Raw genomic sequence first — 22,909 nt, 5'->3', positions numbered from 1 at the left:
GCCACGCCCGAACTTCGCCCGACCGCTGCGGTCAGTTGGCCTAGCTGCTACTATGCGAACGCGTATCCACACTGAATAGATAGCGCGCAAACCGATGGGAGACCCATGCGCAGCAACACCCACCTGCACCTGCTGCTTGCCAGCCTGGCCCTGCTCTGCGGCCCGGCCCTGGCAGCGGACCCGCCGCCAGCGAGCGTGATCGTCGCTCCGGCGCGCCAGATCCAGTTCGCCGACAGCATCGAAGCGCTGGGCACGGTCGCCGCCAGGGAATCGGTCGCCTTGACGGCAACGGTCACGGAAACCGTCAGCGCCCTCCACTTCGACGACGGCGACCGGGTCGAAAAGGGCCAGCTACTCGCCGAATTGAGCAGCCGCGAGGAGCACGCCCAGCTCGAGGAAGCGCGCGCCACGGTCAGCGAAGCGCTGCGTCAGTATCAGCGTTTCCAGTCGCTGGCCGCCAAGGGCACCGCAGCCAAATCGCTTCTCGACGAACGCCAGCGTGACTGGGAAACGGCGCGCGCCCGACTGGCGGCCATCGAGTCGCGCCTGGCGGACCGACTGATCAAGGCGCCATTCGCCGGCGTTGTCGGCCTGCGCGACCTGAGCGTCGGGGCACTGGTCGAGCCCGGCGACCTGATCACCACGGTCGACGACGACAGCGCCGTCAAACTCGAGTTTCCGGTCGCCGCTACTTACCTCGAGGTGCTGCGCCCCGGCCTGGAGGTAAGCGCCAGCAGCCGCGCCTTTCCTGGACGCCGCTTTCACGGCACGATCAAGGCGGTGAATAGCCGTATCGATCCGGTCACCCGTTCGATTCGCGTGCGCGCGACGCTGCCGAACCCCGAGCACCTGCTCAGGCCCGGCCTGCTGATGAACGTCCTTGTGCAGCAGGAGCCGCGCACGACACTGCTCATCCCGGAGGAATCGCTGCTGCCGCTCGGTGAGCAACAGTTCGTCTTCGTGGTCAACGCGGACGGCAAGGTCGACAAGCGTGAATTGCAGATCGGTGGACGTCGCCCCGGGCTGGTCGAAGTCGTCAAGGGCGTCGCGGTGGACGAACAGGTCATCACCCACGGCCACATGCAGCTGCACCCCGGGCAGGCGGTCCATATCATTGCCATTGACGATGGCAGCCGCAACCTGGCCGAACTGCTGCGCTCGCTGCCCGGCGGCGTCGCTACCCCATGATTCTCTCCGACGTATCGGTCACCCGGCCGGTGTTCGCCTCGGTGATGTCCCTGCTGCTCATCGCCTTCGGCCTGCTCTCCTTCGAGCGCCTGCCGCTGCGCGAGTACCCGGACATCGATCCGCCGATCGTTACCGTCGAGACCGGCTACCCGGGCGCGGCCGCCAACGTCGTCGAGAACCGCGTCACCAAGTTGATCGAAGAGCGTATTTCGGGTATCGAGGGAATTCGCTTCATTGCCTCGAGCAGCGAAGATGGGCGCTCGCGAATCACGCTCGAATTCGCCGTTGGTCGCGACATCGATGCCGCCGCCAACGACATTCGCGACCGCGTCTCGGCGATCGTCGATGACCTGCCCGAGGAAGCCGAGCCACCGGACATCCAGAAGCAGGACAGCAATGAAGACGTGATCATGTGGCTCAACCTGGCTGGCGACGGCATGAGCATCCCGGAACTGACCGACTACGCCCGGCGCTACCTGATGGACCGCTTTTCGGTGCTCGACGGCGTCGCTCGAGTGCGCGTCGGCGGCGGCCAGGAATACGCCATGCGCATCTGGCTGGACCGCCGCGAACTGGCGGCGCGCAAACTCACGGTCGCCGACGTCGAGGGCGCACTGCGCGCCGAAAACCTGGAGCTGCCAGCCGGCAGTATCGACTCCGAAAACCGTCAGTTCACGGTGCGCACGCAGCGCAGTTTCCTGACCGCGCAGGACTTTGCGCAGCTGGTGCTGGCACGCGGTGACGACGGCTACCTGGTACGCCTCGCCGACGTCGCGCGCGTCGTGCGCGGCACCACCGAAGACCGCCTCTTCTTCCGCGGCAACGGCGTGCCGATGGTCGGCATCGGCATCACCAAGCAGTCCACGGCCAATACTCTGGCCGTCGCCAAGGCGGCGAAGGCAGCGATGGAGCGCATCAACAGCACTCTGCCGGCGGGCATGGCGATCAAGCAGAGCTATGACAGCTCGGTCTTCGTCGAGGGCGCGATCCACGAAGTCTACAAGACGCTCTTCCTCGCCATCGCCATGGTCGTCGGCGTGATTTTTCTCTTCCTCGGCAGTCTGCGCGCCATGCTGGTACCGGCGGTGACCGTGCCGGTCTCGCTGGTGGCCACTTTCATGGTCCTGCTGGCGCTCGATTTCTCGCTCAACATCCTCACCCTGCTGGCGCTGGTCCTGGCCATTGGCCTGGTCGTCGACGATGCCATCGTGGTTATCGAGAACATTCACCGACGCATGCAGGAGTACGGCGAAACGCGTCTCGTGGCCGCCTACCGCGGCACCCGCCAGGTGGGTTTCGCCGTCATCGCCACCACCGTCGTGCTGGTTGCGGTGTTCGTGCCGATTGCCTTCCTGCAGGGCAATATCGGCCGCCTGTTTGCCGAGTTTTCGCTGACCATGGCGGCTGCCGTGTGTTTCTCGAGTTTTGTTGCCCTGTCTCTGTCGCCGATGCTGGCCTCGAAGATCCTGCGCCAGGATGCCGAGCACGCGCGCCTTTCGGGGCTTGTCGATCGCTTGTTCGGCAGGGTGCGCAAGAGCTATCACACCCTGCTGCAAGGCTCCCTGCGGCACAGCTGGATCATTATCCTGCTCTTTCTCGCCCTGCTCGCCAGCTCGATATGGCTGTACCGGAACATCCCCGATGAGTACGCGCCGCGCGAAGACCGGGGCGTCTTTTACGTGATGGTCAGTGGCCCGGAAGGAAGTTCATACCCCTACATCGCGGCCTACATGACCGAGATCGAGCAGCGCCTGATGCCGCTGGTGGAAAGCGGCGAGATCGCACGCATGCTGGTGCGCGCACCGCGCGCCTTCGGCAATTTCGAGATCTTCAATACCGGTATCGTCATCAACGTCCTCAGCGACTGGTCGCAGCGACGCTCGGCCTGGGAAATCATGGCCGATGTCAACCAACGTCTCAAGGATCTGCCCGGCGTGCGCGCTTTCCCGGTCATGCGCCAGGGTTTCGGCTCGCGCATCCAGAAACCGGTGCAGTTCGTCATCGGCGGCGGCACCTATGAACAACTCGCGCAATGGCGCGACACTTTGGTCGAGCAGATCAACGCCAACAACCCTGGCCTGGTCGGACTGGACTGGGACTACAAGGAGACCAAGCCGCAACTGCGCGTGGTGATCGACTACGACCGCGCCGCCGAACTCGGGGTCAGCATCGGCGACATCGGGCGGACGCTGGAAACGGTGCTCGGCGCGCGGAAAGTCACCACCTATATTGATGCCGGCGAAGAATACGACGTGATCCTGAAAGGCGAGCGCGGCACGCAGCGCACCCCGGCCAGTCTGGAGAACATCCACGTCCGCTCGGCGCGCACGCAGGCACTGATACCACTTGGCAACCTGGTGCGGCTCGAGGAGTTTGCCGATTCGCTTCAGCTGAACCGTTACAACCGGGTGCGTGCGATCACCCTGGAAGCCAATCTCGCCGAAGGCGTTGCGTTGGGCGACGCTCTGCGCAGCCTCGAGAAATTGACCCGGGAACACCTGCCCAGCGAAGTGATCATCGACTACAAGGGCCAGTCGGAGGACTTCAAGTCGACCGGCGGCACCATCCTCTTTGCCTTCGTGCTTGGCGTGGTCATCGTTTTCCTGGTGCTGGCCGCGCAGTTCGAGAGCTGGATCCATCCCTTCGTGATCATGCTCACCGTGCCGCTGGCGATGGCCGGGGCACTCCTCGGCCTTTATTTTTCCGGCCAGACACTCAACCTCTACAGCCAGATCGGCCTGATCATGCTCGTCGGCCTTGCCGCCAAGAACGGCATTCTGATCGTCGAATTTGCCAACCAGCTGCGCGACGCCGGCAGACCTTTCCGCGCCGCCCTCATCGAGGCCGCCGAAATCCGCCTGCGCCCGATCGTCATGACCGGCATCACTACCGCCGCCGGTGCCGTTCCGCTGCTCCTGTCAGCCGGTGCCGGCACGGAAACACGCACGGTCATCGGCACGGTAGTGCTCTGCGGCATCCTCTCGGCCACCTTGTTCACCCTCTTTGTGGTGCCCGTCGCCTACGACCTGCTGGCCAGGCATACCGGCTCGCCAAATCGCGTCCACCGGCAGCTGGAAATGGAACTGGCGGCCAGCGATGAGCAGGCACGTCGAATGGAAAGCCTGGCGGGCAGCGACGACAAAGCTGCCCATGAAAAGACTCGCTTGCGTGAAAATCCATGATTCTCTGAGGCACGCCTCATCGCCCCGGGAACATCCGACAGGCGGCTGGAGAGCGGCGGACGCAACCCCGATTTACGCAAAGAAGGACGGCTAATGTTGAAGTTCACATGTTGCGATGAGATGCGGCAGTTCTTCTCGCCAGATCACGCGCAGGTTTTGCGCGCTATCACGCGCGGCTACGAGCGCGAATGCTTGCGCGTAGACGCCAGCGCCTATCTAGCGCAAACCCCTCACCCCCTGACGCTGGGCTCCAAACTCACCCACCCCTGGATTACCACCGACTACGCCGAAGCGCTGCTGGAGTTCATTACCCCTCCATCACAAGACCCGGCCTTTCCCCTGGATTTCCTGCGCGACATCCACCGCTTCACGGCCCGGCAGATGCGGGGAGAAATCATGTGGGCAGGTTCCATGCCCTGCGTCGTCGGCGACGACAAGACCATCGCCATCGCCAACTACGGCAGCTCCAACTCCGCCAAAATGAAGTCTGTTTATCGCGAAGGCCTGGGCCTTCGCTATGGGCGGCACATGCAGACGATTGCCGGCTCGCACTACAACTGGTCGCTGCCTGAGGAGTTCTGGGTGATCTTGAAAGGCTGCTGCTCCGGAACAGGGAGCCTGCAGGACTTTGTCAGCGAGCGCTATTTCGGATTGATTCGCAATTTTCTACGTTTTGGCTGGTTGATTCCCTACCTGTTTGGTGCCTCGCCCGCAATCTGTCAGTCATTCCTGCAAGGCCGCCGCTCAGGCCTCCAGGAGCTCGTTCCAGGCACCCTGTTCCGCCCCTACGCGACCAGCCTGCGCATGAGCGACCTGGGCTATCAGAACCGGGCGCAAGATCAACTGCACGTCAGTTTCAATTCGCTGGCCGAGTACACCCGGGCACTGGAGACGGCGATTCGCACCCCTGATCCGTTCTACGAAAAGCTGGGCGTGCGCGAAGGCGAGCGCTGGAAGCAACTCAACGCGAACCTGCTGCAGATTGAGAACGAATTTTATGCCGGCATCCGGCCCAAGCGCGTCGCCAAGGCCGGCGAGCGCCCGGCGCTGGCCTTGAAGAAATACGGTGTCGAATACCTGGAAGTGCGCCTGTTTGACCTGAACCCGTTCGTAGACATCGGCATTGTCCCCGCGCAAAGTACCTTTGCCGACATCCTGTTGCTGATGTGCCTTTTTCATCAGAGTCCGCCCATTTCGGCTCGCGAGCAGGGGGAGAACGACGAAAACCAGACCCGTATCGTCAATCAGGGCCGCCAGCCTGACCTGACCCTGCTGGTGTACAACCGCGAACAAGCTTTCCGGCCCATTGCACACGCCCTGTTTGACGACATGCAGCCTTTTGCGCAGATGCTGGATGTGGCTTACGGTGGCGATAACTACAGCCGCACGCTGGCCAGCTTGCGCACGCGAATTGATCACCCGGAGACGACGCCGTCGGCCCAGGTGCTGCTTGCCGCCAGGGAAAACAAGGGCTACTTCAAATTCGCCATGCAGCAGTCCCAGCAGCACCACGAGAGCCTGCTGGCCCAGTCGCTGGACGCGGCTACCTTGGCCAGGTTCGAGGCCAGCGTGCAAGCCTCGCTGGCCGAGCAACAGCGATTGGAATCGCTGCCGCAGGGGCCCTTTGAGGACTACGTGGCGAGTTACTACGCATAGAGTGCAAGCGCCCAGGACTCGCGTCCTTGGAAACAACCCTGGCGCGCGGATAGAGTTCAGTAGCCAAATCTCGATCGGAAGCGGGGCGCAATCACCGTCTCTGCGCGCGCCGCCGGCACCCAAACCAACTTTCCCCGGATGACTATCGCCATGTCCAAACCGAGCACTATCGACGAACGGCAAGCGCCAAGCGGCGTGCCGGCGGCGAAATTCGCCCTCTGGGCGCTGGGCTTTCGTCCGTTCTACCTGCTCGCCAGCATCTTCGCCGCGCTGTCGATTCCGCTCTGGATCGCCCAATACGCCGGCTATCTGCCGGCCGCTTTGGCACACAGCCCGGCCTGGCACGGTCACGAGATGCTCTTCGGGTACACGCTGGCAGTGATCGTCGGCTTTCTGTTCACAGCCAGCCGTAACTGGACCGGACAGCCAACACCGAGCGGCGCCGCCCTGCTCGCTTTCGCGCTACTGTGGGTCGCCGGGCGGGTCCTGATGCTGACGCCCTACGCGATGGCGGCAGCGATCGCCAACGCCGCCTTGCCGGTGGCGGCCGCCATCGCGCTAGCCATTCCGCTGTGGAAGAGCCGTAACCAGCGCAACTATTTCTTCGTCCCCTTGCTGATGCTGCTTGGCGCAGCGGTGCTGGCGATGCATCTTTCCTGGCTCGGCTTGCTGGTCTGGCCCGAACGAGCCAGCTTGCTGGTCGGGCTCGACATGGTTCTGTTCATCATCGCGGTGATGGGTGGGCGCGTGATCCCGATGTTCACCAACAACGGCATCCCCGGAACACTGGCGACCCGCCATCCGCTCATTGAAAAGCTCGCCCTGGGGAGCGTTCTGCTCTTGCTGGTGGCGGACGTTCTACCCGCTCCCGCGGCGCTGATCACGATCATCGCGCTGACCGCCGCCCTGGCCCACGCAGCCCGGCTCTACCTCTGGCAACCCTGGCGAACCCTGCGCACACCGCTGGTGTGGGTGCTGCATGCGGCCTACGCCTGGATCGTCGTGTACCTCGTACTGCGCGCCTCGGCGGCGCTCGGCCTGGTCGCCGAGGCGCTGGCGCTGCATGCACTGACCATCGGCGCCATCGGCGGCATGACCCTGGGCATGATGACCCGTACGGCGCGCGGCCATACCGGCCGTCCCCTGGTCGCCGACCGCTACGAGATCGCCGCTTTCGTGCTGGTCCTGTGCGCCGCGCTGATCCGCGTCTTCGGCGGGATGATCTTCCCCGACGCCTACCTGGGCACGCTCATCGGCTCGGGGATTTGCTGGTCGCTGGCCTTCACCTTGTACGCGATTCGCTACTGGCCAGTGCTGTCACGCGCGCGGCTCGACGGCAAACCAGGCTAGCCAGCCGGCAGCGACGAAAACGCCAACCTGCGTGAGGATTGTTACCATGCCTACCAGCCCGCCCGCTGCCACCCCGTTCACGAAGGCTGCACGCCTTTTTATGCGGGCAGCCTTCGTTTTCGTCACCGCGGCGGGAGTTTCGCTGTTTCTGCTCAGCGAGCAGACGAGTGCCTACTTCGCGTGGACCATCAAGCCGCCCATCACGGCTTCATTCCTCGGCTGCGGCTACCTCGGGGTGGCCACGGCGCTGGGGCTGGGGTTGCGCGAATCGGACTGGGGGGCGGTGCGAGTGGGCATCTGGGTGGTGGCCACGGGACTCATTTCGATTCTCATCGCCACTCTCCTGCACCTCGACAAGTTCCATCTCCATAGCCCGCTGTGGACCGCCAGGGTTTGGGCCTGGAGCTGGCTCCTCCTCTATGTCGCACTGGTGCCGGGCCTGTTCGCCGCCCTGTGGACGCAGTGGCGTCAAGCGGCGACGAGGCCACCGTCCGGCATGGCGCTAGCCGCCGGCCTGCGCCTCGGTCAGCGCTTGTTGGGCGGCATGATGGTGTTGATGGGGGCGGCCCTGTTCCTGGCCCCAGGGAGTGCGGAACAACTCTGGCCATGGTCCCTGAGCCCGCTCACGGCACGCATGGTCGGCAGCTTCTATCTCGCCATCGGCGTCAGCCTCTTCGCCGCGGCGCACGAAAACAATTACGCCCGCATCCGGGTCGCAAACTTCGCCTACCTGGTGTTTGCACTGCTGCAGCTGCTGACGGCCCTGCGCTACCCGGTCGTGGACTGGCGGACTGTGCCGGGGCTTTTGCTCGCGGCGGTGATCTTCGCCTTGTTGACCATCGGAAGTATCGGGGTACGCGCTAGCCGCAGGGTTCCGACTATCAGTACCTGACGGCGGCCATTATTGGCATAATGCGAACCATATTCACCCCGGGGGAGTCGGTCCATGTCCAGGATTCGCTACATAGCGGCGCTGCTGTTTTTCTTCTTCGCAGCCCTATCGGTCGTCGGCGCAGCAAAGGCGCAGCAGGTCACCGGAGTCCTTGGCTCGCCGAGCGCCACCACCACCCTTGGCGGGAAGCAGCTGCCGCCCCCTGATCCGAAATTCGGCGGAGTGATCAAGGAAAAGGCCTCGGAGTCGACCCCCTGGTGGCCGCCGCGCGTCGTGCCGCCGAAAGCTGCGCCGAACGTGTTGCTGATCATGAGCGACGACGACGGCTTCGGCGCACCGTCGACCTTCGGCGGCGTCATCCCGACGCCGGCGCTGGACCGCATCGCAACGAGTGGTCTGCGCTATACGAACTTCCACTCCACCTCGCTGTGCTCGCCGACGCGGGCGGCGCTGATCACCGGCCGCAATCATCACTCGGTGGGCTTCGGGGTGGTTGGCGAAATCGCCACCGGCTACCCTGGCTACGACTCGATCATCCCGATCGAGAAGGGCACCATCGGCACCATCCTGAAAGACAACGGCTACGCCACCTCGTGGTTCGGCAAGGACCACAACACGCCCTTCTTCGCCAACAGCCAGGCCGGACCGTTCGAGCAGTGGCCGAACGGCATGGGCTTCGAGTATTTCTACGGCTTTGTGGGTGGAGACACCAGCCAGTGGCAACCAAACCTGTTTCGCAATACCACGCCGATCTATCCTTTTCAGGGCAATCCGGGCTGGAACCTGACCACGGCGATGGCCGACGAGGCCATCCAGTACATGAAGCAGCTCAAGGAGCTGGCGCCCGAGAAGCCGTTCTTCGTCTACTACGTGCCGGGCGGCACGCACGCCCCGCACCACCCGACGAAGGAATGGATCGACAAGATCAGCGCCATGCATCTGTTCGATGACGGCTGGGAAAAGCTGCGCGAGACGATCTTCGCCAACCAGAAGCGGCTGGGCATCATGCCCGAGAACGCGCAACTGACGCCCTGGCCGGACGGACAGGAGATCTACGGCGGCGCCAAGCTGCCGAGGTGGGACTCGCTGAGCTTCGAGGAGAAGAAACTGTTCATCAAGCAGGCCGACGTCTATGGCGCCTATCAAGCCTACACCGATCATCAGATCGGCCGCGTCATCCAGGCGGTCGAGGACCTGGGCGAGCTCGACAACACGCTGATCATCTACATCAGCGGCGACAACGGCGCCAGCGCCGAAGGCATGGTCAACGGCACGCCGAACGAGTTCACCACCTTCAACGGCATCGAGGTACCGATCAAGGACCAGTTCCTGTGGTACGAGTTCTGGGGCTCCGAGCGGACTTTTCCGCACTACTCGGCGGCCTGGGCGTGGGCGCTTGGCACGCCGTTCAAGTGGATGAAACAGGTACCGTCGCATTTCGGTGGCACGGCCCAGGGCGTGGCCATGTCCTGGCCCGGCCATATCGGCGATCCGGGCGGCATCCGTCGCCAGTTCCACCACGTCATCGACATCGTTCCGACGATCCTCGAGGCGACCGGCATTCCGGCACCAGAGACGATCAAGGGCATCAAGCAGTTGCCGATTGAAGGCACGAGCATGGCCTACACCTGGAACCAGGCCAATGCCGGCGTGCCCACCCGGCACACGACGCAGTACTTCGAGATGCTCGGCAATCGCGCCATCTATCATGATGGCTGGGTTGCGGCCACCACCCCGGCGACGCGCCCCTGGGAGCTGAGCAGCGCGAAACCGCCGGATGTGATCACCGGCTACCGCTGGGAGCTGTACAACGTCATCGAGGATCCGACGCAGAACAACGACCTGGCGGCGACGATGCCCGATAAGCTCAAGCAGATGCAGGGCATCTTCTACGTCGAGGCGGCGAAGTACAACGTGCTGCCGCTCGACAACACGACGCTGACGCGCTGGAATACGCCGCGGCCGAGCCTGAAGGCAGGGCGCACTGAGTTCAGCTATGCGGGCGGCCTGACCGGCGTGCCGGCCAGCACTGCGCCGAGCATCATTGACAAGTCCTACACCATCACCGCCGAAGTCACCATTCCCGAGGGCGGCGCGGAAGGCATGATCGTCACCCAGGGCGGCCGCTTCGGCGGCTATGGCCTGTTCCTGAGCAAGGGTGACTTCGGCGTCGGCCGGGGCAAGGTGGTATTCCTCTACAACCTGCTCGATCTCAAGCGCACGACCTGGGAAGGACCCGAGCTGGCTGCCGGCAAGCACACCATCGTCTTCGACTTCAAGTCGGATGGTCCGGGCCTGGCCAAGGGCGGCACGGGTGTTCTCTCGGTGGACGGCAAGGAAGTGGCCAGGAATTCCATGGAACACACCGTCCCGATCACCTTCCCGGAGGACGAAACCTTCGACGTCGGCGAGGACACGCGCACGCCGCTGGCCCTCATCGAGTATCGCTACGACACGCCGTTCAAGTTCACCGGCACTATCGACAAGCTGACCGTCAAGCTCGAACCTTTCCCGCCGGAAGAGAGCGCAAAGCCCAGCGCGGCTGCTCAAGCCGCGCCTGCCGCGGTCGCGCCGGCGGCGGCAGCGGCAGCGGCGGCCGCACCGGCCAGCGATGCGCAGAAGCGCTAAGGATCGGCGCTTACGCAAAACGAGTCGCGTGAGCGAGCTGCGCAGCCAGGGCCAGGCCGGGCCATGAGATCGGCACTGGCCTTCGCCGCGGTGGGAGAAATCGCCACCGGCCTGGCCTTGCTGATCCTCCCATCGCTCGTTGGGCGCCTGTTATTGGGCGAGGAGCTGACGGGCATCGCCATACCCGTCGCCCGCGTCGCCGGCATTGCCCTGATCGCCCTTGGGCTCGCCTGCTGGCCCGGCCCGCCGCGGCTCGGCATGTTGGTCTACGGCGCAGCGGTCACGCTGTACCTCGCCTATCTTGGCTTCACCGGCATTTCGACGGGCATCCTGCTGTGGCCCGCGGTCGTCCTGCACGCCCTTCTGACCGCGCTGCTGATTCGGGAGCAGGCACTGGACAAGGTGAACGGCAGATAGGGACAACATCGGGCGAAAACGAGCCTGGCCTTTTTTTGTTTCGGTTTCCTTTTTCCGACCAGCGGCCAGCCGCGGGTAGCCCGCAGCACAGCCCGCACCAGTCCGCTGGATTTCAGGCAAGGCGCATCGATTGTGTTACGTATTGGCATAGACCTTGGCGGCAGCAAGATCGAGCTCATCGCGCTCGACGACGCCGGCCGCGTCTTGCTGCGGCGGCGCTGTCCGACGCCGCAGGGCGATTACCGGGGCACGCTCAGGACGGTCAGCGAGCTGATCGAAGCTGCGGAAAGCGAGCTTGGCGAGTCCGGCAGCGTCGGCATCGGCGTGCCTGGCGCGGAATCGACCGTTGATGGCCGCATAAAAAACGCCAACTCGACCTGCCTGATCGGCGAAGCGCTGCGCGAAGACCTGCAGGTGCTCTTACGGCGTGAAATACGCCTGGCCAACGACGCCAACTGCTTTGCTCTTTCGGAAGCCATCGACGGCGCCGGCGAAGGCGCGGAAGTCGTTTTCGGGGTGATTCTCGGCACCGGCGTCGGCGGCGGCATCGTCGTCAATCAAGGCGTGTTGAACGGAGCCAGCCGCATTGCCGGCGAATGGGGGCATAACCCCTTGCCGCTGCCGGAAGAAGAGAACCTGCCGCCGCCGCGCTGCTATTGCGGGCGCTCTGGCTGCGTGGAAACCTGGTTGTCGGGGCCGGCGCTTTGTGCCGACCACCAGCGACACGGTGGCGAAGCGCTTGCTGCCGAGCAAATCTGCGCGGCTGCCGCAGCCGGTGACCTGAGCTGCGAACAGACCCTGGCGCGCTACGAGCGTCGCCTGGCCAAGTCGCTGGCGCAGGTGGTCAACATCCTCGATCCGCAGGTCATCGTGCTCGGCGGCGGCCTTTCAAATATCCAGCGTCTGTATGACGCGGTGCCGCACCTGTGGGCCAGGCACATCTTTTCCGATGTCATTCGCACGCGGCTGTTGCGTAACGTGCATGGCGACTCTTCCGGCGTTCGCGGCGCCGCCTGGCTATGGAACGAGAGATGACGGAAATCGTGCTGTTCAGCGGCGGCTTGACGAGGATCGAGGAACACGGACAGTCGACCGGGATCTACAAGAAACCGGTCATTGGCCCGGTGGAGCTGAGCCTTGCAGGTCTGGCCGGAGACATCCAGGCCGACCGGCGGGTCCACGGCGGGCCAGAGAAAGCCCTGCATCAGTACGCCGTGGACAGCTATCGGCGTCTGGCCGAGCAGTTACCGGCGATTGCAGCGCAACTGCTCGTCGGCAGTATCGGCGAGAACATTTCGGCCGCCGCGGTCGACGAAAGCACGGTCTTCATCGGCGACATCTTCAGCCTCGGGCGCGCCCGGGTTCAGGTCAGCCAGCCGCGCAGCCCGTGCTGGAAGATCGACCATCGCTACGCTCACGATGGCGTCGCACGGCTGATCGCCGAGACCGGTCTGACTGGCTGGTACTACCGTGTGCTCGAAGGAGCGACGATCAGCAGCGGCGACCGGCTCGAATTGATCGAGCGTCTGCCGGGCGCAGTTTCTCTTGCCGAGCTATGGCAAATCTGGCGCGAACACCGACCCGATCCGGCGATCCTGGAACGTTTGTCAGCAGCGCCCGGCTTGACGCCCAGCTGGCAGAAGAAGCTGCAAGACCGCCTGAACTGGCTACGCGCCAACAGTGGCACGCCGGAAGTCGCACGGACGCTGTTTCATCCCCGCCAAGGCTGAAGCGAGTCACAGAGAGAAGCATTGCCGCAGCTTCCCGGCTGTTCTGGCCGGGCCAGTGCTCAGCGATACAGGGGTAGTGCGGCCACCCGCGCCTCGATGTCGGCGCTCACTTGCCGATAGGCAGGGTTATCCTGGCCACCGTAGCGGCGCTCGAACTGGGCTGCCGACAGATACTCGGGGAGCCCGCCCAGCGGCGGTGCCAGATCGCTGTCGCGCAGAGACCCGCGCAGGGCGGCGTTGACGCGCGCTGGGTCGTCCAGCAGCAATTCCCCGAAGCGGGTCCCGGCGCGATCGGCGGCCAGGTCGGCAAACGAGAATCCGCTGCCGCGGCGAGAGTCGTCGATTTCCTTGTACACGCCTATGGCGTTGGCCGCCGGTTCGCCGGCCCAGACCGCCAGAGCGGCCGAAATGGCGAAATGCTGCGCGCTGTCGTAGCGCCCCAGCAACTCGAGCTTCAGGCGCCGTGGACGCGGCCAGTCGCTGGCTTGTGGAAAAAGAGCGTCGAGGCTTTTTCCCGACTCATAGGCGGCCAGGACGAGCAGCGCCGCGCGTCGTTTCTGCAGCGTTTCTTCACCCTCAGGACCGGCCAGCAAGGGAGGCAGAACCTCGCTCAGGGGCACGCGGGCGTTGACCGGGTAGTTCATTAGCAGGCTGGCCAGCGCGCGCTGCGCGGCCTCGACACGCTGGTTATCGGCCGGAGTAAAGGCGAGGGCGCGGGCACGATCGAGCAGGCCCGGCTCCCAGACGTAGGTAAAAGCGACCGCGCTGCGCGCTGGCACGAAGTCGAGGCGACGAAAAGCTTTCCGCAACAGCTGCCACTGCTCGCCAAGACCGGCAATCTCGATCACCGAAACGCTCAGCCACTCGAACAGGCGCGGTGGTATCGACAGCGATCCCAGCGACGCGGATGCCAGCTGCGCTTGCCCACGCCCACCTCCGGCGTGAAAAACGGCGCGCAGATTCAGATAGCGAGCGCCGCTTAGACCGGGAAGCTGGACGGGAACGCAAAAGCGGAACTCACCCGTCTCGTCGACCAGGGCAAATGCGCCGCGTCCGTGCAGGCTGCGGGTGGCCAGATGGTTGAAGGCCTCGTCGATCAGCGCCACCGGAATCTGCGCCGTTCGTTGTTCGCCACGGCGCAGTCGGCGCGGGTCGTTGCTGAGCAAAAGCCCACGAGCTTCGGCGACCGACGCGGGAGAAATGCTTGCGCTGCGGCTGACCAGCGGCGCCGTCTCGAGGCCGGCCAGAAAAAGGACTGCGGCGGCGAGCAGCGGCAGGAGCAGGAAGATGCGTATCACCGGCGCGGCGCACGGATCGTCGGGCGGCCAGCACAAGGCCACTGCGCCGGCAACACCCCGGCAGCAAGCTGCCGCGGCACAGCGCTACGGCCCGGCTGGCTGTTCATGGCGCGGCCGGCGTGGCCGAGGTCGCTGGCGTCAGCTTGCTGTCGGGGCTACCCAGCCGCAAGGCGAAACCCGCCTTGCGCAGCAGGCGCGCTTCGTTTTGCAGGTCGGCGCGGGTCAGCGGATGCTCTTCAAGCCAGGCAGGCGGGAAGCGCAGCTCAAGCTGTCCCCGGTCGACGCGTAGCCCAATGGCCGGCAAGGGCACGCTGCTGCGGCTACGGTGCAGCACCACCGCCAGGCGCAGGAGGACGCACAGGCGCGGCGCCATGCGCGCCCAGTCGCTCGGCAAATGCGCGAAGGCCTTGCTCGGGAAAGAGCGGCGGTGGCGCCTGACCAGCGCCGACAACAGCAGTTGATCGTCGCGCGAATAGCCGGGCAAATCGGCATGTTCAAGCACGTAAGCGCCATGTTTGTGGTGCTGGTCGTGGGTCAGCAGGAGACCCGTTTCATGCAGGCGAGCGGCGCGTTCGAGCACCGGCGCCGCCGCTTCGTCGGCGAGCCGCCATTTGCTGCTGACCTGCCGCAGCAGAGCCTGTGCGGTCGCACAGACGCGGCCCGCCTGGCCTTCGTCCAGGTTGAAGCGGCTGATGACTTCGGCGATGGTTCGGTCGCGCACGTCCTCGTGGCGGATACGGCCCAGCAAGTCATAGATCAGGCCTTCGCGCAGGGCACCTTCGGAGACCTCGAGTTCCTCGATGGCGAGCGCCTCGCAGAGCCCGTGCAGGACAACGAAGCCGCCGACAAAGACCCGCGCCCGCGCCGGGTCGAGTTGCCAGCGGCCGGCAATCGCCGCCGTGTCGCGCATTTCAAGCAGCTCGGCACGCAGCCGGCGCAAGGCTTCGCAAGTGATTCCCTCGCGGCTCCAGCCTTCGCTGATGAGCACGTCCTGGATCGCCTTGATCGAGCCCGACGCGCCGGTGACCACGCCCCAGCCACGCGCCAGATATTCCTGGCGCACCGGCTCCAGGGTCAGTTGCACCAGAAGTTCGGCCTCGCGCAGGCGGCTCGCGGTCAAGCGCCCATCGCCAAAGCAGGCACGGCTCAAGCTGACGCAACCCATCTTCAAGCTGGCCAGGTGCAGGGGATCGAATTTTTCTCCGATGATCAGCTCGGTGCTGCCGCCGCCAATATCGATCACCAGGCGCTGCCCGGAGACATCGCCGACACTGTGCGCCACGCCCAGGTAGATCAGGCGTGCTTCTTCCTGGCCGCGGACGATCTCCACTTTGTGGCCGAGAACCTGTTCTGCGCGCGCCACGAACTCGGCACTGTTGCGTGCCTGGCGCAGGGTATTGGTACCGACAATGCGCAACTGCTCGGGCGGAATGTCACGCAGCCGTTGGCCAAAGCGTGCGAGGCATTCGAGGGCGCGTTTTTGCGATTCCTGCGACAGGCGGTTGCGCGCATCGAGACCGCCCGCCAACTGGACCATCTCGCGCAAACGGTCATGAACCTGCACCTGCCCATTGACCAGGCGGGCGACGATCATATGGAAGCTGTTAGACCCGAGGTCAATCGCCGCTACGAATTCGGAAGGCATGTCAGGACTCCTTGCCGCTACTGGGAAAAAAAGCGCCGACGGGGTAGTCCGCTGCGCGCTGTGTCTGCTTTCCGCTGGCAGCCCGTCACGCCCAGCACCTTGTTCGTCGTTTTCATCGCATTCATCATATTCATCATATTCATCATGTTCGACGGCGGCGGGCACACGGCAGCGCTTGGCGCCGGGAAACGGGCTCCGGCTGACTTTGACTGCCCCGCCAGCTGGCGGCAGGCGCAGTGGATGACAGCGCGCAACTCATTCCCCGGCAAACGGAAAGATAGCCGATGTGCTCGCTGACCGGCGTGACATGGATCACGCCACAGGACCGCTAACCGGCATGCAGGCAGAGTATCCCTGCCACTGTGGTCGTCGTCAATCAATCACCGCGGCGGTCATCACTGCGCCGCGCCGCTTGCAGCGAGTGCAACCCCCCTCTCCCCACAAGGGTGGAGGGGAGCAGGGCCTTGGCCAGCCATTTCATCTCCGCAAGAGCGGCGCGTGACAAATCCCGGCAAGCCATAGCCCATCCCCCGCATCAGAACTCCAGCGGATCGACTTCCAGGTGCCAGCGCAGCCGTGATGGCGCTTTGATTGCTTCCAGCTGCGGCAGCCAGTCGGCAAGAAAGCGCTGCAGCACTCGCCGTGCGGGCGACTCGACGAGCAACTGGCCACGTTCGAAACTGGCGCGGCGGGCCAGGCGCATCGGCACCGGGTCGTAGAAGGTCACCGAATGTTCGCTGCCCACGGCCGGGCAAGTACGCGCACTTTTCAGAAAACCGAGGGCGTCGGCCATCAGCGGCGCTTCGGCACGCAGCATGGCCTGGTGCGCATAGGGAGGGAAGCCGGCCTGTTGCCGCTCGCTGAGCTGTTCGGCGGCGAAGGCGGGAAAATCATGGTGGACGAGCGCGGCGTAGAGCGGATGCTCGGGGAACTGCGTCTGAATCAGAAACTCACCTGGACGTTCGGCGCGGCCGGCGCGGCCGGCGACCTGCATCAACTGCGCGAAGAGACGCTCGGGCGCGCGCCAGTCGGCGGCAAACAAGGCGGCATCGGGAGCAATGGCGCCGACCAGGGTGAGCTTGGGGAAATCGTGCCCTTTGGCGAGCATCTGGGTGCCGACCAGAATGTCGGCGTCGCCGCTGTAAATCCTCGCCACCAGCACTTCCCACTGCTTGCGGCTGCGCGCCACATCACGATCGACGCGCAGCACGCGAGCCTCGGGAAAGTGCTCGGCGAGCACCGCTTCCAGGCGTTGCGTGCCGCGCCCGAAGGCGCTCAGGTCCTGGTTGCCACAGGTCGGGCAGCCTTTCGGCAAGCGCGTTTCGAAGCCGCAGTGATGGCAGCGCAGGCGGCGGTCGACCAGATGCAGCACCAGATTGGCGGCGCAGCGATGGCAGTGCGAGGTCCAGCCGCAAGCGGCACAGGCCAGCACCGGTGCGTAGCCCCGGCGATTGAGGAAGAGCAGGCTTTGCTCGCCGCGCGCCAGGCACTCCTCGACGGCGCGTAACAAGACACGACTAAGCCCGTCCCGGGGCTTGTCGAGGCGGGTGTCGATACGCTGCACGCTCGGCAGTCGAGCACCTTCAACCGCCCGCTCACTCAGCCGCAGCAGGTGATAGCGACCGCGTCCAGCCTCGGCGGTGGCGTTGGCCCAGCTTTCGAGCGAAGGCGTCGCCGAACCGAGGATGATTTTTATGGCGCGCTGGCGGGCACGGAAGACAGCCAGGTCGCGCGCCGAATAGCGGATGCCGTCCTGCTGTTTGAAGGAGGGGTCGTGCTCCTCGTCGACGATGATCAAGCCAAGCTCGGGCAGCGGAGTGAAGATCGCCAGGCGGGTGCCGAGCACGATGCGCGCTTCGCCGGTCAAGGCGGCGCGCCAGTTGCGGCTACGCGCGGCCTCGCCGAGCTCGCTGTGCAGACTGACCAGCCCGGCGGCGGGAAAACGCGCTGCGACGCGAGCTTCAAGCTGTGGGGTCAGATTGATTTCCGGGACCAGCAGCAGCGACTGCTGTCCATCGGCCAGGGCCCGCTCAATGAGCCGGAGATAGATTTCGGTCTTGCCACTGCCGGTCACGCCGTGCAAAAGGTAGGCGTGGAAGCCGGCGCCAAGCTCGGCGATGGAGTCTAGCGCCGCCTGCTGCTCGCCAGTCAGTTCTGGCGCCGCCACGGCCGCGCCTGGCGAAGCCTGCCGCGGCGCTCTGGGCTTGACGGGCTTGAGGGCGCGCAAGCCGGCCGGCAAGGTCGACAGCATCACCTGGCCGAGCGCTACGTGATAGTAGGCAGCACAGAACTCGCTAAGGCGAAACCAGTCTGCGGGCAAAGGCGGCAAGTCGCGAAAGACCTCGCCAAGGACTTTGAGTTGCTCCAGCGGAAGATCGCTTGCCGCCGGCAGCTCGACCAGAATGCCGATTTTTTCGTTGCGACCGAAGGGCACACGTACGCGGTAGCCGATATCGCCCGCCGACAGCGACTCGCCATCGGCGACGCGGTAGTCGAAGAGGCGGCGCAGCGGAACATCAAGGGCGACGCGGGCAATCTGCGGCAAGGACATCAGGTCGGAGAGCCATTGACAGTCGGGAGGAGAAAACGATCGCTAGTTAGCAGCGGAAGCTCGCGCCACTTCTCGTAGTACGGCATAAGATCTTCTGTTACTTAAGGTTTCTAGCTCATTCACAGTTTCTGTGGATAACTCTGTGGATGAGGGTGCTGAGAAACCCCGCAAGAGCCCGTCCTGACAGGGTTTCAGAGCCGTTGCCGGAAAAACAGGCTACTAAAAACGTTTTATAAATCAGCAACTTATAACTACAAGTCTGATTTACAAGGAAGTTTCCACCGTGCCAGAAACTCGGAAGTCTGTTCTGTGAACAAGTCAAGCACTAATCGCAGACTCAACGCCCTTTTTGGCGCAGAATCCGACTGTGCTGGTGCACCGCATCAAGCAGCGCTTTGACATTGTCCGGCGGCGTGAACTGCGAGATGCCGTGGCCAAGGTTGAAAACGTGCCCGGTGTCCCCCGGGCCGTAGGCGTCGAGCACTTTCCTGGCCTCGCTGGCAATCGTTTCGGGTGCGGCAAAGAGTACCGCCGGGTCGATATTGCCCTGCAAGGAAACCTTGTCACCGACGCGTCGGCGGGCTTCGCCGATGTCGATCGTCCAGTCCAGGCCGACCGCGTCACAGCCGATCTCGGCGATCGCTTCCAGCCACAGGCCACCACCTTTTGTAAACACGATCGATGGCACGCGCTCGCCGTCCTTGTTCTTGATCAATTGGGCAACGATTCGCTGCATGTACGCAAGGGAGAACTCGCGATACGCTGCGGGCGACAGGGAGCCGCCCCAGGAATCAAAGATCATCACCGCCTGGGCACCGGATTCAATCTGCGCGTTGAGGTAGGCAACCACGGCGTCGGCAGTGACGGAAAGAATGCGATGCAAGAGGTCCGGTCGGTCGTAGAGCATGCCCTTGACACGGCGGTAATCGGTGCTCGAGGCGCCTTCGACCATGTAGCAGGCGAGGGTGTAAGGACTCCCGGAAAAGCCGATCAGCGGCACCGAGTTGTTCAGTGCGCGCCGGATTTCCACCACCGCATCCATCACATAACGCAGGTGATCCCAGGGATCGGGGGCGCTGAGGTCGCGAATCGCCCATTCTTCGCGCAGGGGACGTTCGAAGCGCGGCCCTTCGCCGTCGGTGAAATACAGTCCGAGGCCCATCGCGTCGGGGATGGTCAGGATGTCCGAGAAGAGAATCGCGGCGTCGAGATCGAAGCGCGCCAGGGGCTGCAGAGTCACCTCGCAAGCCAGGCCAGGGTTGGTACACAACTGCATGAAGCTGCCCGCGCGGGCACGCGTTTCACGATACTCGGGCAGGTAGCGACCAGCCTGACGCATCAACCAGACCGGCGTGTGCGTGGTCGGCTCCTTGAGCAGCGCGCGCAGAAAAGTATCGTTGGATGGGCGGGTCACGGCAAACTCCGGCGGCGAGCGAAAGGTGCTCGGAAAGCGCGATTATCCCCTTTCCACGCTACTTCCGCCAGAAAGCCGGTGTCATCACGACCAGCAGGGTGAAAATCTCGAGGCGGCCGAGGAGCATGGCGAAGGTGCACACCCAGATCTGAAAGTCGCTCAGTCCGGCGTAATTGCTGGCCGGCCCGACCTGGCCCAATCCCGGCCCGGTGTTGTTGATGCTGGCGACGACTGCCGAAAAGGCGGTGATGATCTCCAACCCGGACAAGGAAAGAAGCAGGGTCATGCCGGCGATGCAGACCATGTACACAAAGCCGAAAGCGAGCACGGCGAAGAGAATGTTGGATTGCACGATGTCACCGCCGACTTTTACCGGATGAACGGCGCTGGGGTGCATGGCACGGGTCAGTTCGCGATACACCTGCTTGTAGAGTACCAGCGCGCGAATCATCTTGATGCCGCCACCGGTCGAGCCGGCGCTGGTCGCAAAACTGCACAGAAACAACATCCACAGCGGCGCGAAGAACGGCCACAGCGCATAATCGGTGCTCGCGAAGCCGGTCGTCGTGGCAATGGAGACAACGTTGAAGGCGGCATCGCGCAGGGCTTCGTGGAAACTTGCATAGACATCGTGGAAGACGAGAAAGGCGGCGATGCCAACGACACTGCCGAGAGTCACCAGCAAAAACCAGCCGGCTTCCGGGTCGGAGACGTAGGGACGCAGCGAACGCCCGGAGAGAACAACGAAGTGGGTCGCGAAGTTCATCCCGGCGAAGAGCATGAAAACGATAGCCACCACTTCGATGGTCGGTGAGGCGAAATAGGCAAAGCTCGCGTCGTGACTCGAAAAACCGCCGAGTCCCATGGTGGCGAACATGTGCATGAGCGCATCCAGCCCACTCATTCCTGCCCAATAATAGGCCAGTGCGCAGCAGATGGAGGCCAGCGAATAGACGGTCCACAGGCCCTTCGCCGTTTCGGCGATGCGTGGCGTCATCTTGGTGTCCTTCATCGGCCCCGGCGTCTCGGCCTTGAACATCTGTCGGCCGCCGATCCCCAGCAAGGGCAGAATGGCCACCGCGAGAACGATCAGGCCCATGCCGCCAAGCCAGACCATCTGCGTTCGCCAGACGTTGATCGACACCGGTAGCTGGTCGAGGCCGGTGAGAACGGTCGCGCCAGTGGTCGTCAGCCCGGACACGGCTTCGAAATAGGCGTCGGTAAAACTGAGCTTAAGTTCGAGGACCAGCGGCAAGGCCGCGTAGATCGGCAGCAGGGTCCACACCAGCGCAACCATCAGAAAACCGTCACGAATCGTCAGATCGCGGGTTTCCTTGCGGGTGACGTACCACAGGCCGGCGCCAGTAGCGACGGTAAGCACAAACGCTTCGTCAAAGGACGCCAAAGCACCGTCGTCGAGAAACCACGAAACTGACAAGGGAAAGAGCATGGTCAACCCGAACATCAGGATCACCAGCGAGAGCACCCGGACCACGGGGTAGAAGCGTTTCATGCCTGCAGATCAAAAGAAGTGGAAGCCAACCGCGAATAGTTTCTCAACCTGCTTGACGACCTTCTTGTCGATGCAGAAGATGATCACGTGGTCACCAGTCTCGATGACGACGTCCTTGTGGGCGATGAGCACCTGCCCGGTCTGCTTCTTCGCTCCCAGGCGGAAGAAGTTGAAGTCTTCAGTTTCGCCGAGGTCGCGCACGATGGCGGCGATGAAGGCGCCGTGAATGACCGGCAATTCGCCGACGCGGCGGCCGACAGCACGTGAATTTTTCTTGTCGCCATGGGCGACGATCTCGAGTGCTTCGGCAGCGCCGCGACGCAGGCTGTGTACCTGCACCACGTCACCATGGCGAACGTAGGTCAGCAAGGTGCCGATCGACACCTGTGCCGGCGAAATGGCGATGTCGATGGGCCCGCCCTGTACCAGTTCAGCGTAGGCGCGCCGGTTGATCAAGGCCACCACGCGCTGACAACCCATGCGCTTGGCCAGCGACGCGCCCATGATGTTGTCTTCGTCGTCGTTGCTCAGGGCAAGGAAGAGTTCCATCTCTTCAATGCCCTCCTGTTGCAGCAACTCCTCGTCGGTGGCGTCACCATTGAGCACCAGCACCGATTTCAGCGAGTTGGCAACGAACTCGGCCCGGCGGCGATCGACCTCGATCAGTTTGACCTCGCACTTGCCCTCCAGAGCCTGTGCAACACGGTGGCCAATGTTGCCGCCGCCGGCAATCATCACGCGCCGCACCGGCTCCATCGAGCGGCGCAGCTCGCGCATGACGATGCGGATGTGTTCGTCGGCAGCGAGAACGAAGACCTCGTCGCCGTCGGCGATGATCGTCTCGCCGGTCGGCGTGATTGCTCCGCCATGGCGATAGATGGCAGCGATGCGCCCGTCGATCTCGGGTGGCAGGTGGTTGCGCATCTCGGAAATCGGGCTACCGACCAGCAAACCGCCGGCGTAAGCGCGCAGGCCGACCAGTGCCAGGCGTCCGCGAGCAAAACTGAGTACTTGCAGCGCTTCAGGAAAGTCGATCAGGCGCGCGATGTACTCGGTGATCACCTGTTCCGGGCACAAGGCGTAATCGACGGCGAAATTTTCGGGCAAGAGCAGTGTTTCGCTGTCCAGGAAATCACGCGCGCGCAACCTGGCAATGCGGGCGGGGACGTTGAAGACGCTGTGCGCCACTTTGCAGGCGACGAGATTGGTTTCGTCACTCTGCGTCACGGCGATCAGCAGGTCGGCATCTTCGAGGCCTGCATTGGCCAGTACGGAGGGGTAGGAGGCATTACCGATCACGGTCCGCAGGTCGAGGCGATCCTGCAGGAACGCCAGGCGCTCGTGATCGCTGTCGACAACGGTGATATCGTTATTCTCGGAGACGAGACTTTCCGCAACGCTGGCACCGACCTGGCCGGCGCCCAGAATGACGATCCTCATTTACT

Annotated in this window: 15 protein-coding genes; 9 read left to right on the top strand and 6 right to left on the bottom strand. The window is 63.9% G+C overall.

What is annotated here, in order from left to right:
• The first annotated feature begins 105 nt into the window (after window positions 1-105).
• From QZ648_RS21875 to QZ648_RS21835, 9 genes are all read left to right on the top strand, one after another.
• A complete protein-coding gene (locus QZ648_RS21875; RefSeq protein ID WP_169065045.1) occupies window positions 106-1,188 on the top strand; it encodes an efflux RND transporter periplasmic adaptor subunit in 1,083 nt (360 codons plus the stop codon).
• Window positions 1,185-4,370: an efflux RND transporter permease subunit gene (locus QZ648_RS21870; protein ID WP_291998288.1), complete on the top strand. Its 3,186-nt coding sequence runs from the start codon at window positions 1,185-1,187 to the stop codon at window positions 4,368-4,370. Before QZ648_RS21875 ends, QZ648_RS21870 begins: the two co-directional genes overlap by 4 nt.
• A gap of 93 nt (window positions 4,371-4,463) precedes the next feature.
• Window positions 4,464-6,026, top strand: coding sequence for a glutamate--cysteine ligase (gene gshA, locus QZ648_RS21865; RefSeq protein WP_291998287.1), 1,563 nt, complete (start codon window positions 4,464-4,466; stop codon window positions 6,024-6,026).
• Window positions 6,027-6,176: 150 nt separating this feature from the next.
• Entirely contained in the window at window positions 6,177-7,376 is a 1,200-nt protein-coding gene (locus QZ648_RS21860) for an NnrS family protein (RefSeq protein WP_291998286.1), read from the top strand.
• Window positions 7,377-7,422: 46 nt separating this feature from the next.
• Window positions 7,423-8,268, top strand: coding sequence for a hypothetical protein (locus QZ648_RS21855; protein ID WP_291998285.1), 846 nt, complete (start codon window positions 7,423-7,425; stop codon window positions 8,266-8,268).
• A 54-nt stretch (window positions 8,269-8,322) separates the two neighbouring features.
• On the top strand, window positions 8,323-10,896 hold the full coding sequence (locus QZ648_RS21850; protein WP_291998284.1) for an arylsulfatase: 2,574 nt from the start codon (window positions 8,323-8,325) through the stop codon (window positions 10,894-10,896).
• A gap of 63 nt (window positions 10,897-10,959) precedes the next feature.
• Window positions 10,960-11,313 (top strand): hypothetical protein, encoded by a 354-nt coding sequence (locus QZ648_RS21845; protein ID WP_291998283.1) that lies wholly within the window; start codon window positions 10,960-10,962, stop codon window positions 11,311-11,313.
• A 129-nt stretch (window positions 11,314-11,442) separates the two neighbouring features.
• Window positions 11,443-12,348, top strand: a complete 906-nt coding sequence (locus QZ648_RS21840) for an ROK family protein (protein WP_291998407.1) — start codon at window positions 11,443-11,445, stop codon at window positions 12,346-12,348.
• Window positions 12,345-13,043 carry an MOSC domain-containing protein gene (locus tag QZ648_RS21835; protein WP_291998282.1) on the top strand — a complete coding sequence of 233 codons (699 nt, stop codon included), beginning with the start codon at window positions 12,345-12,347 and terminating at the stop codon, window positions 13,041-13,043. The genes QZ648_RS21840 and QZ648_RS21835 overlap by 4 nt, the downstream gene beginning before the upstream one ends.
• A gap of 59 nt (window positions 13,044-13,102) precedes the next feature.
• On the opposite strand, the gene QZ648_RS21830 is transcribed toward QZ648_RS21835, so the two are convergent.
• From QZ648_RS21830 to trkA, 6 genes are all read right to left on the bottom strand, one after another.
• On the bottom strand, window positions 13,103-14,341 hold the full coding sequence (locus QZ648_RS21830; protein ID WP_291998281.1) for a hypothetical protein: 1,239 nt from the start codon (window positions 14,339-14,341) through the stop codon (window positions 13,103-13,105).
• 103 nt (window positions 14,342-14,444) lie between these two features.
• Complete coding sequence (locus QZ648_RS21825; RefSeq protein WP_169065036.1) at window positions 14,445-15,986, bottom strand: exopolyphosphatase; 1,542 nt, start codon at window positions 15,984-15,986, stop codon at window positions 14,445-14,447.
• 535 nt (window positions 15,987-16,521) lie between these two features.
• Window positions 16,522-18,537, bottom strand: a complete 2,016-nt coding sequence (locus QZ648_RS21820; RefSeq protein WP_291998280.1) for a primosomal protein N' — start codon at window positions 18,535-18,537, stop codon at window positions 16,522-16,524.
• 337 nt (window positions 18,538-18,874) lie between these two features.
• Window positions 18,875-19,951: a uroporphyrinogen decarboxylase gene (hemE, locus tag QZ648_RS21815; RefSeq protein ID WP_291998279.1), complete on the bottom strand. Its 1,077-nt coding sequence runs from the start codon at window positions 19,949-19,951 to the stop codon at window positions 18,875-18,877.
• Between the two features lie 58 nt (window positions 19,952-20,009).
• Complete coding sequence (locus QZ648_RS21810) at window positions 20,010-21,464, bottom strand: potassium transporter TrkG (protein ID WP_169065033.1); 1,455 nt, start codon at window positions 21,462-21,464, stop codon at window positions 20,010-20,012.
• A 9-nt stretch (window positions 21,465-21,473) separates the two neighbouring features.
• Window positions 21,474-22,904 carry a Trk system potassium transporter TrkA gene (gene trkA / locus QZ648_RS21805; RefSeq protein WP_291998278.1) on the bottom strand — a complete coding sequence of 477 codons (1,431 nt, stop codon included), beginning with the start codon at window positions 22,902-22,904 and terminating at the stop codon, window positions 21,474-21,476.
• Window positions 22,905-22,909 lie beyond the last annotated feature (5 nt).

Origin of the sequence: Candidatus Accumulibacter sp. ACC012 (assembly GCF_907163155.1) — a bacterium.
In the GTDB taxonomy this organism is placed as follows: domain Bacteria; phylum Pseudomonadota; class Gammaproteobacteria; order Burkholderiales; family Rhodocyclaceae; genus Accumulibacter; species Accumulibacter delftensis.
This window is presented reverse-complemented; position numbering and strand designations above follow the sequence as displayed.

What these genes read in the sequence shown, in the direction of transcription:
- gshA (WP_291998287.1), top strand. Translation starts at nt 4,464, where the DNA reads ATGTTGAAGTTCACATGTTGCGATGAGATGCGGCAGTTCTTCTCGCCA.
- trkA (WP_291998278.1), bottom strand. Translation starts at nt 22,904, where the DNA reads ATGAGGATCGTCATTCTGGGCGCCGGCCAGGTCGGTGCCAGCGTTGCG.
- QZ648_RS21820 (WP_291998280.1), bottom strand. Translation starts at nt 18,537, where the DNA reads ATGTCCTTGCCGCAGATTGCCCGCGTCGCCCTTGATGTTCCGCTGCGC.
- QZ648_RS21855 (WP_291998285.1), top strand. Translation starts at nt 7,423, where the DNA reads ATGCCTACCAGCCCGCCCGCTGCCACCCCGTTCACGAAGGCTGCACGC.
- QZ648_RS21850 (WP_291998284.1), top strand. Translation starts at nt 8,323, where the DNA reads ATGTCCAGGATTCGCTACATAGCGGCGCTGCTGTTTTTCTTCTTCGCA.
- QZ648_RS21875 (WP_169065045.1), top strand. Translation starts at nt 106, where the DNA reads ATGCGCAGCAACACCCACCTGCACCTGCTGCTTGCCAGCCTGGCCCTG.
- QZ648_RS21825 (WP_169065036.1), bottom strand. Translation starts at nt 15,986, where the DNA reads ATGCCTTCCGAATTCGTAGCGGCGATTGACCTCGGGTCTAACAGCTTC.
- QZ648_RS21810 (WP_169065033.1), bottom strand. Translation starts at nt 21,464, where the DNA reads ATGAAACGCTTCTACCCCGTGGTCCGGGTGCTCTCGCTGGTGATCCTG.
- QZ648_RS21860 (WP_291998286.1), top strand. Translation starts at nt 6,177, where the DNA reads ATGTCCAAACCGAGCACTATCGACGAACGGCAAGCGCCAAGCGGCGTG.
- QZ648_RS21845 (WP_291998283.1), top strand. Translation starts at nt 10,960, where the DNA reads ATGAGATCGGCACTGGCCTTCGCCGCGGTGGGAGAAATCGCCACCGGC.
- QZ648_RS21870 (WP_291998288.1), top strand. Translation starts at nt 1,185, where the DNA reads ATGATTCTCTCCGACGTATCGGTCACCCGGCCGGTGTTCGCCTCGGTG.
- QZ648_RS21835 (WP_291998282.1), top strand. Translation starts at nt 12,345, where the DNA reads ATGACGGAAATCGTGCTGTTCAGCGGCGGCTTGACGAGGATCGAGGAA.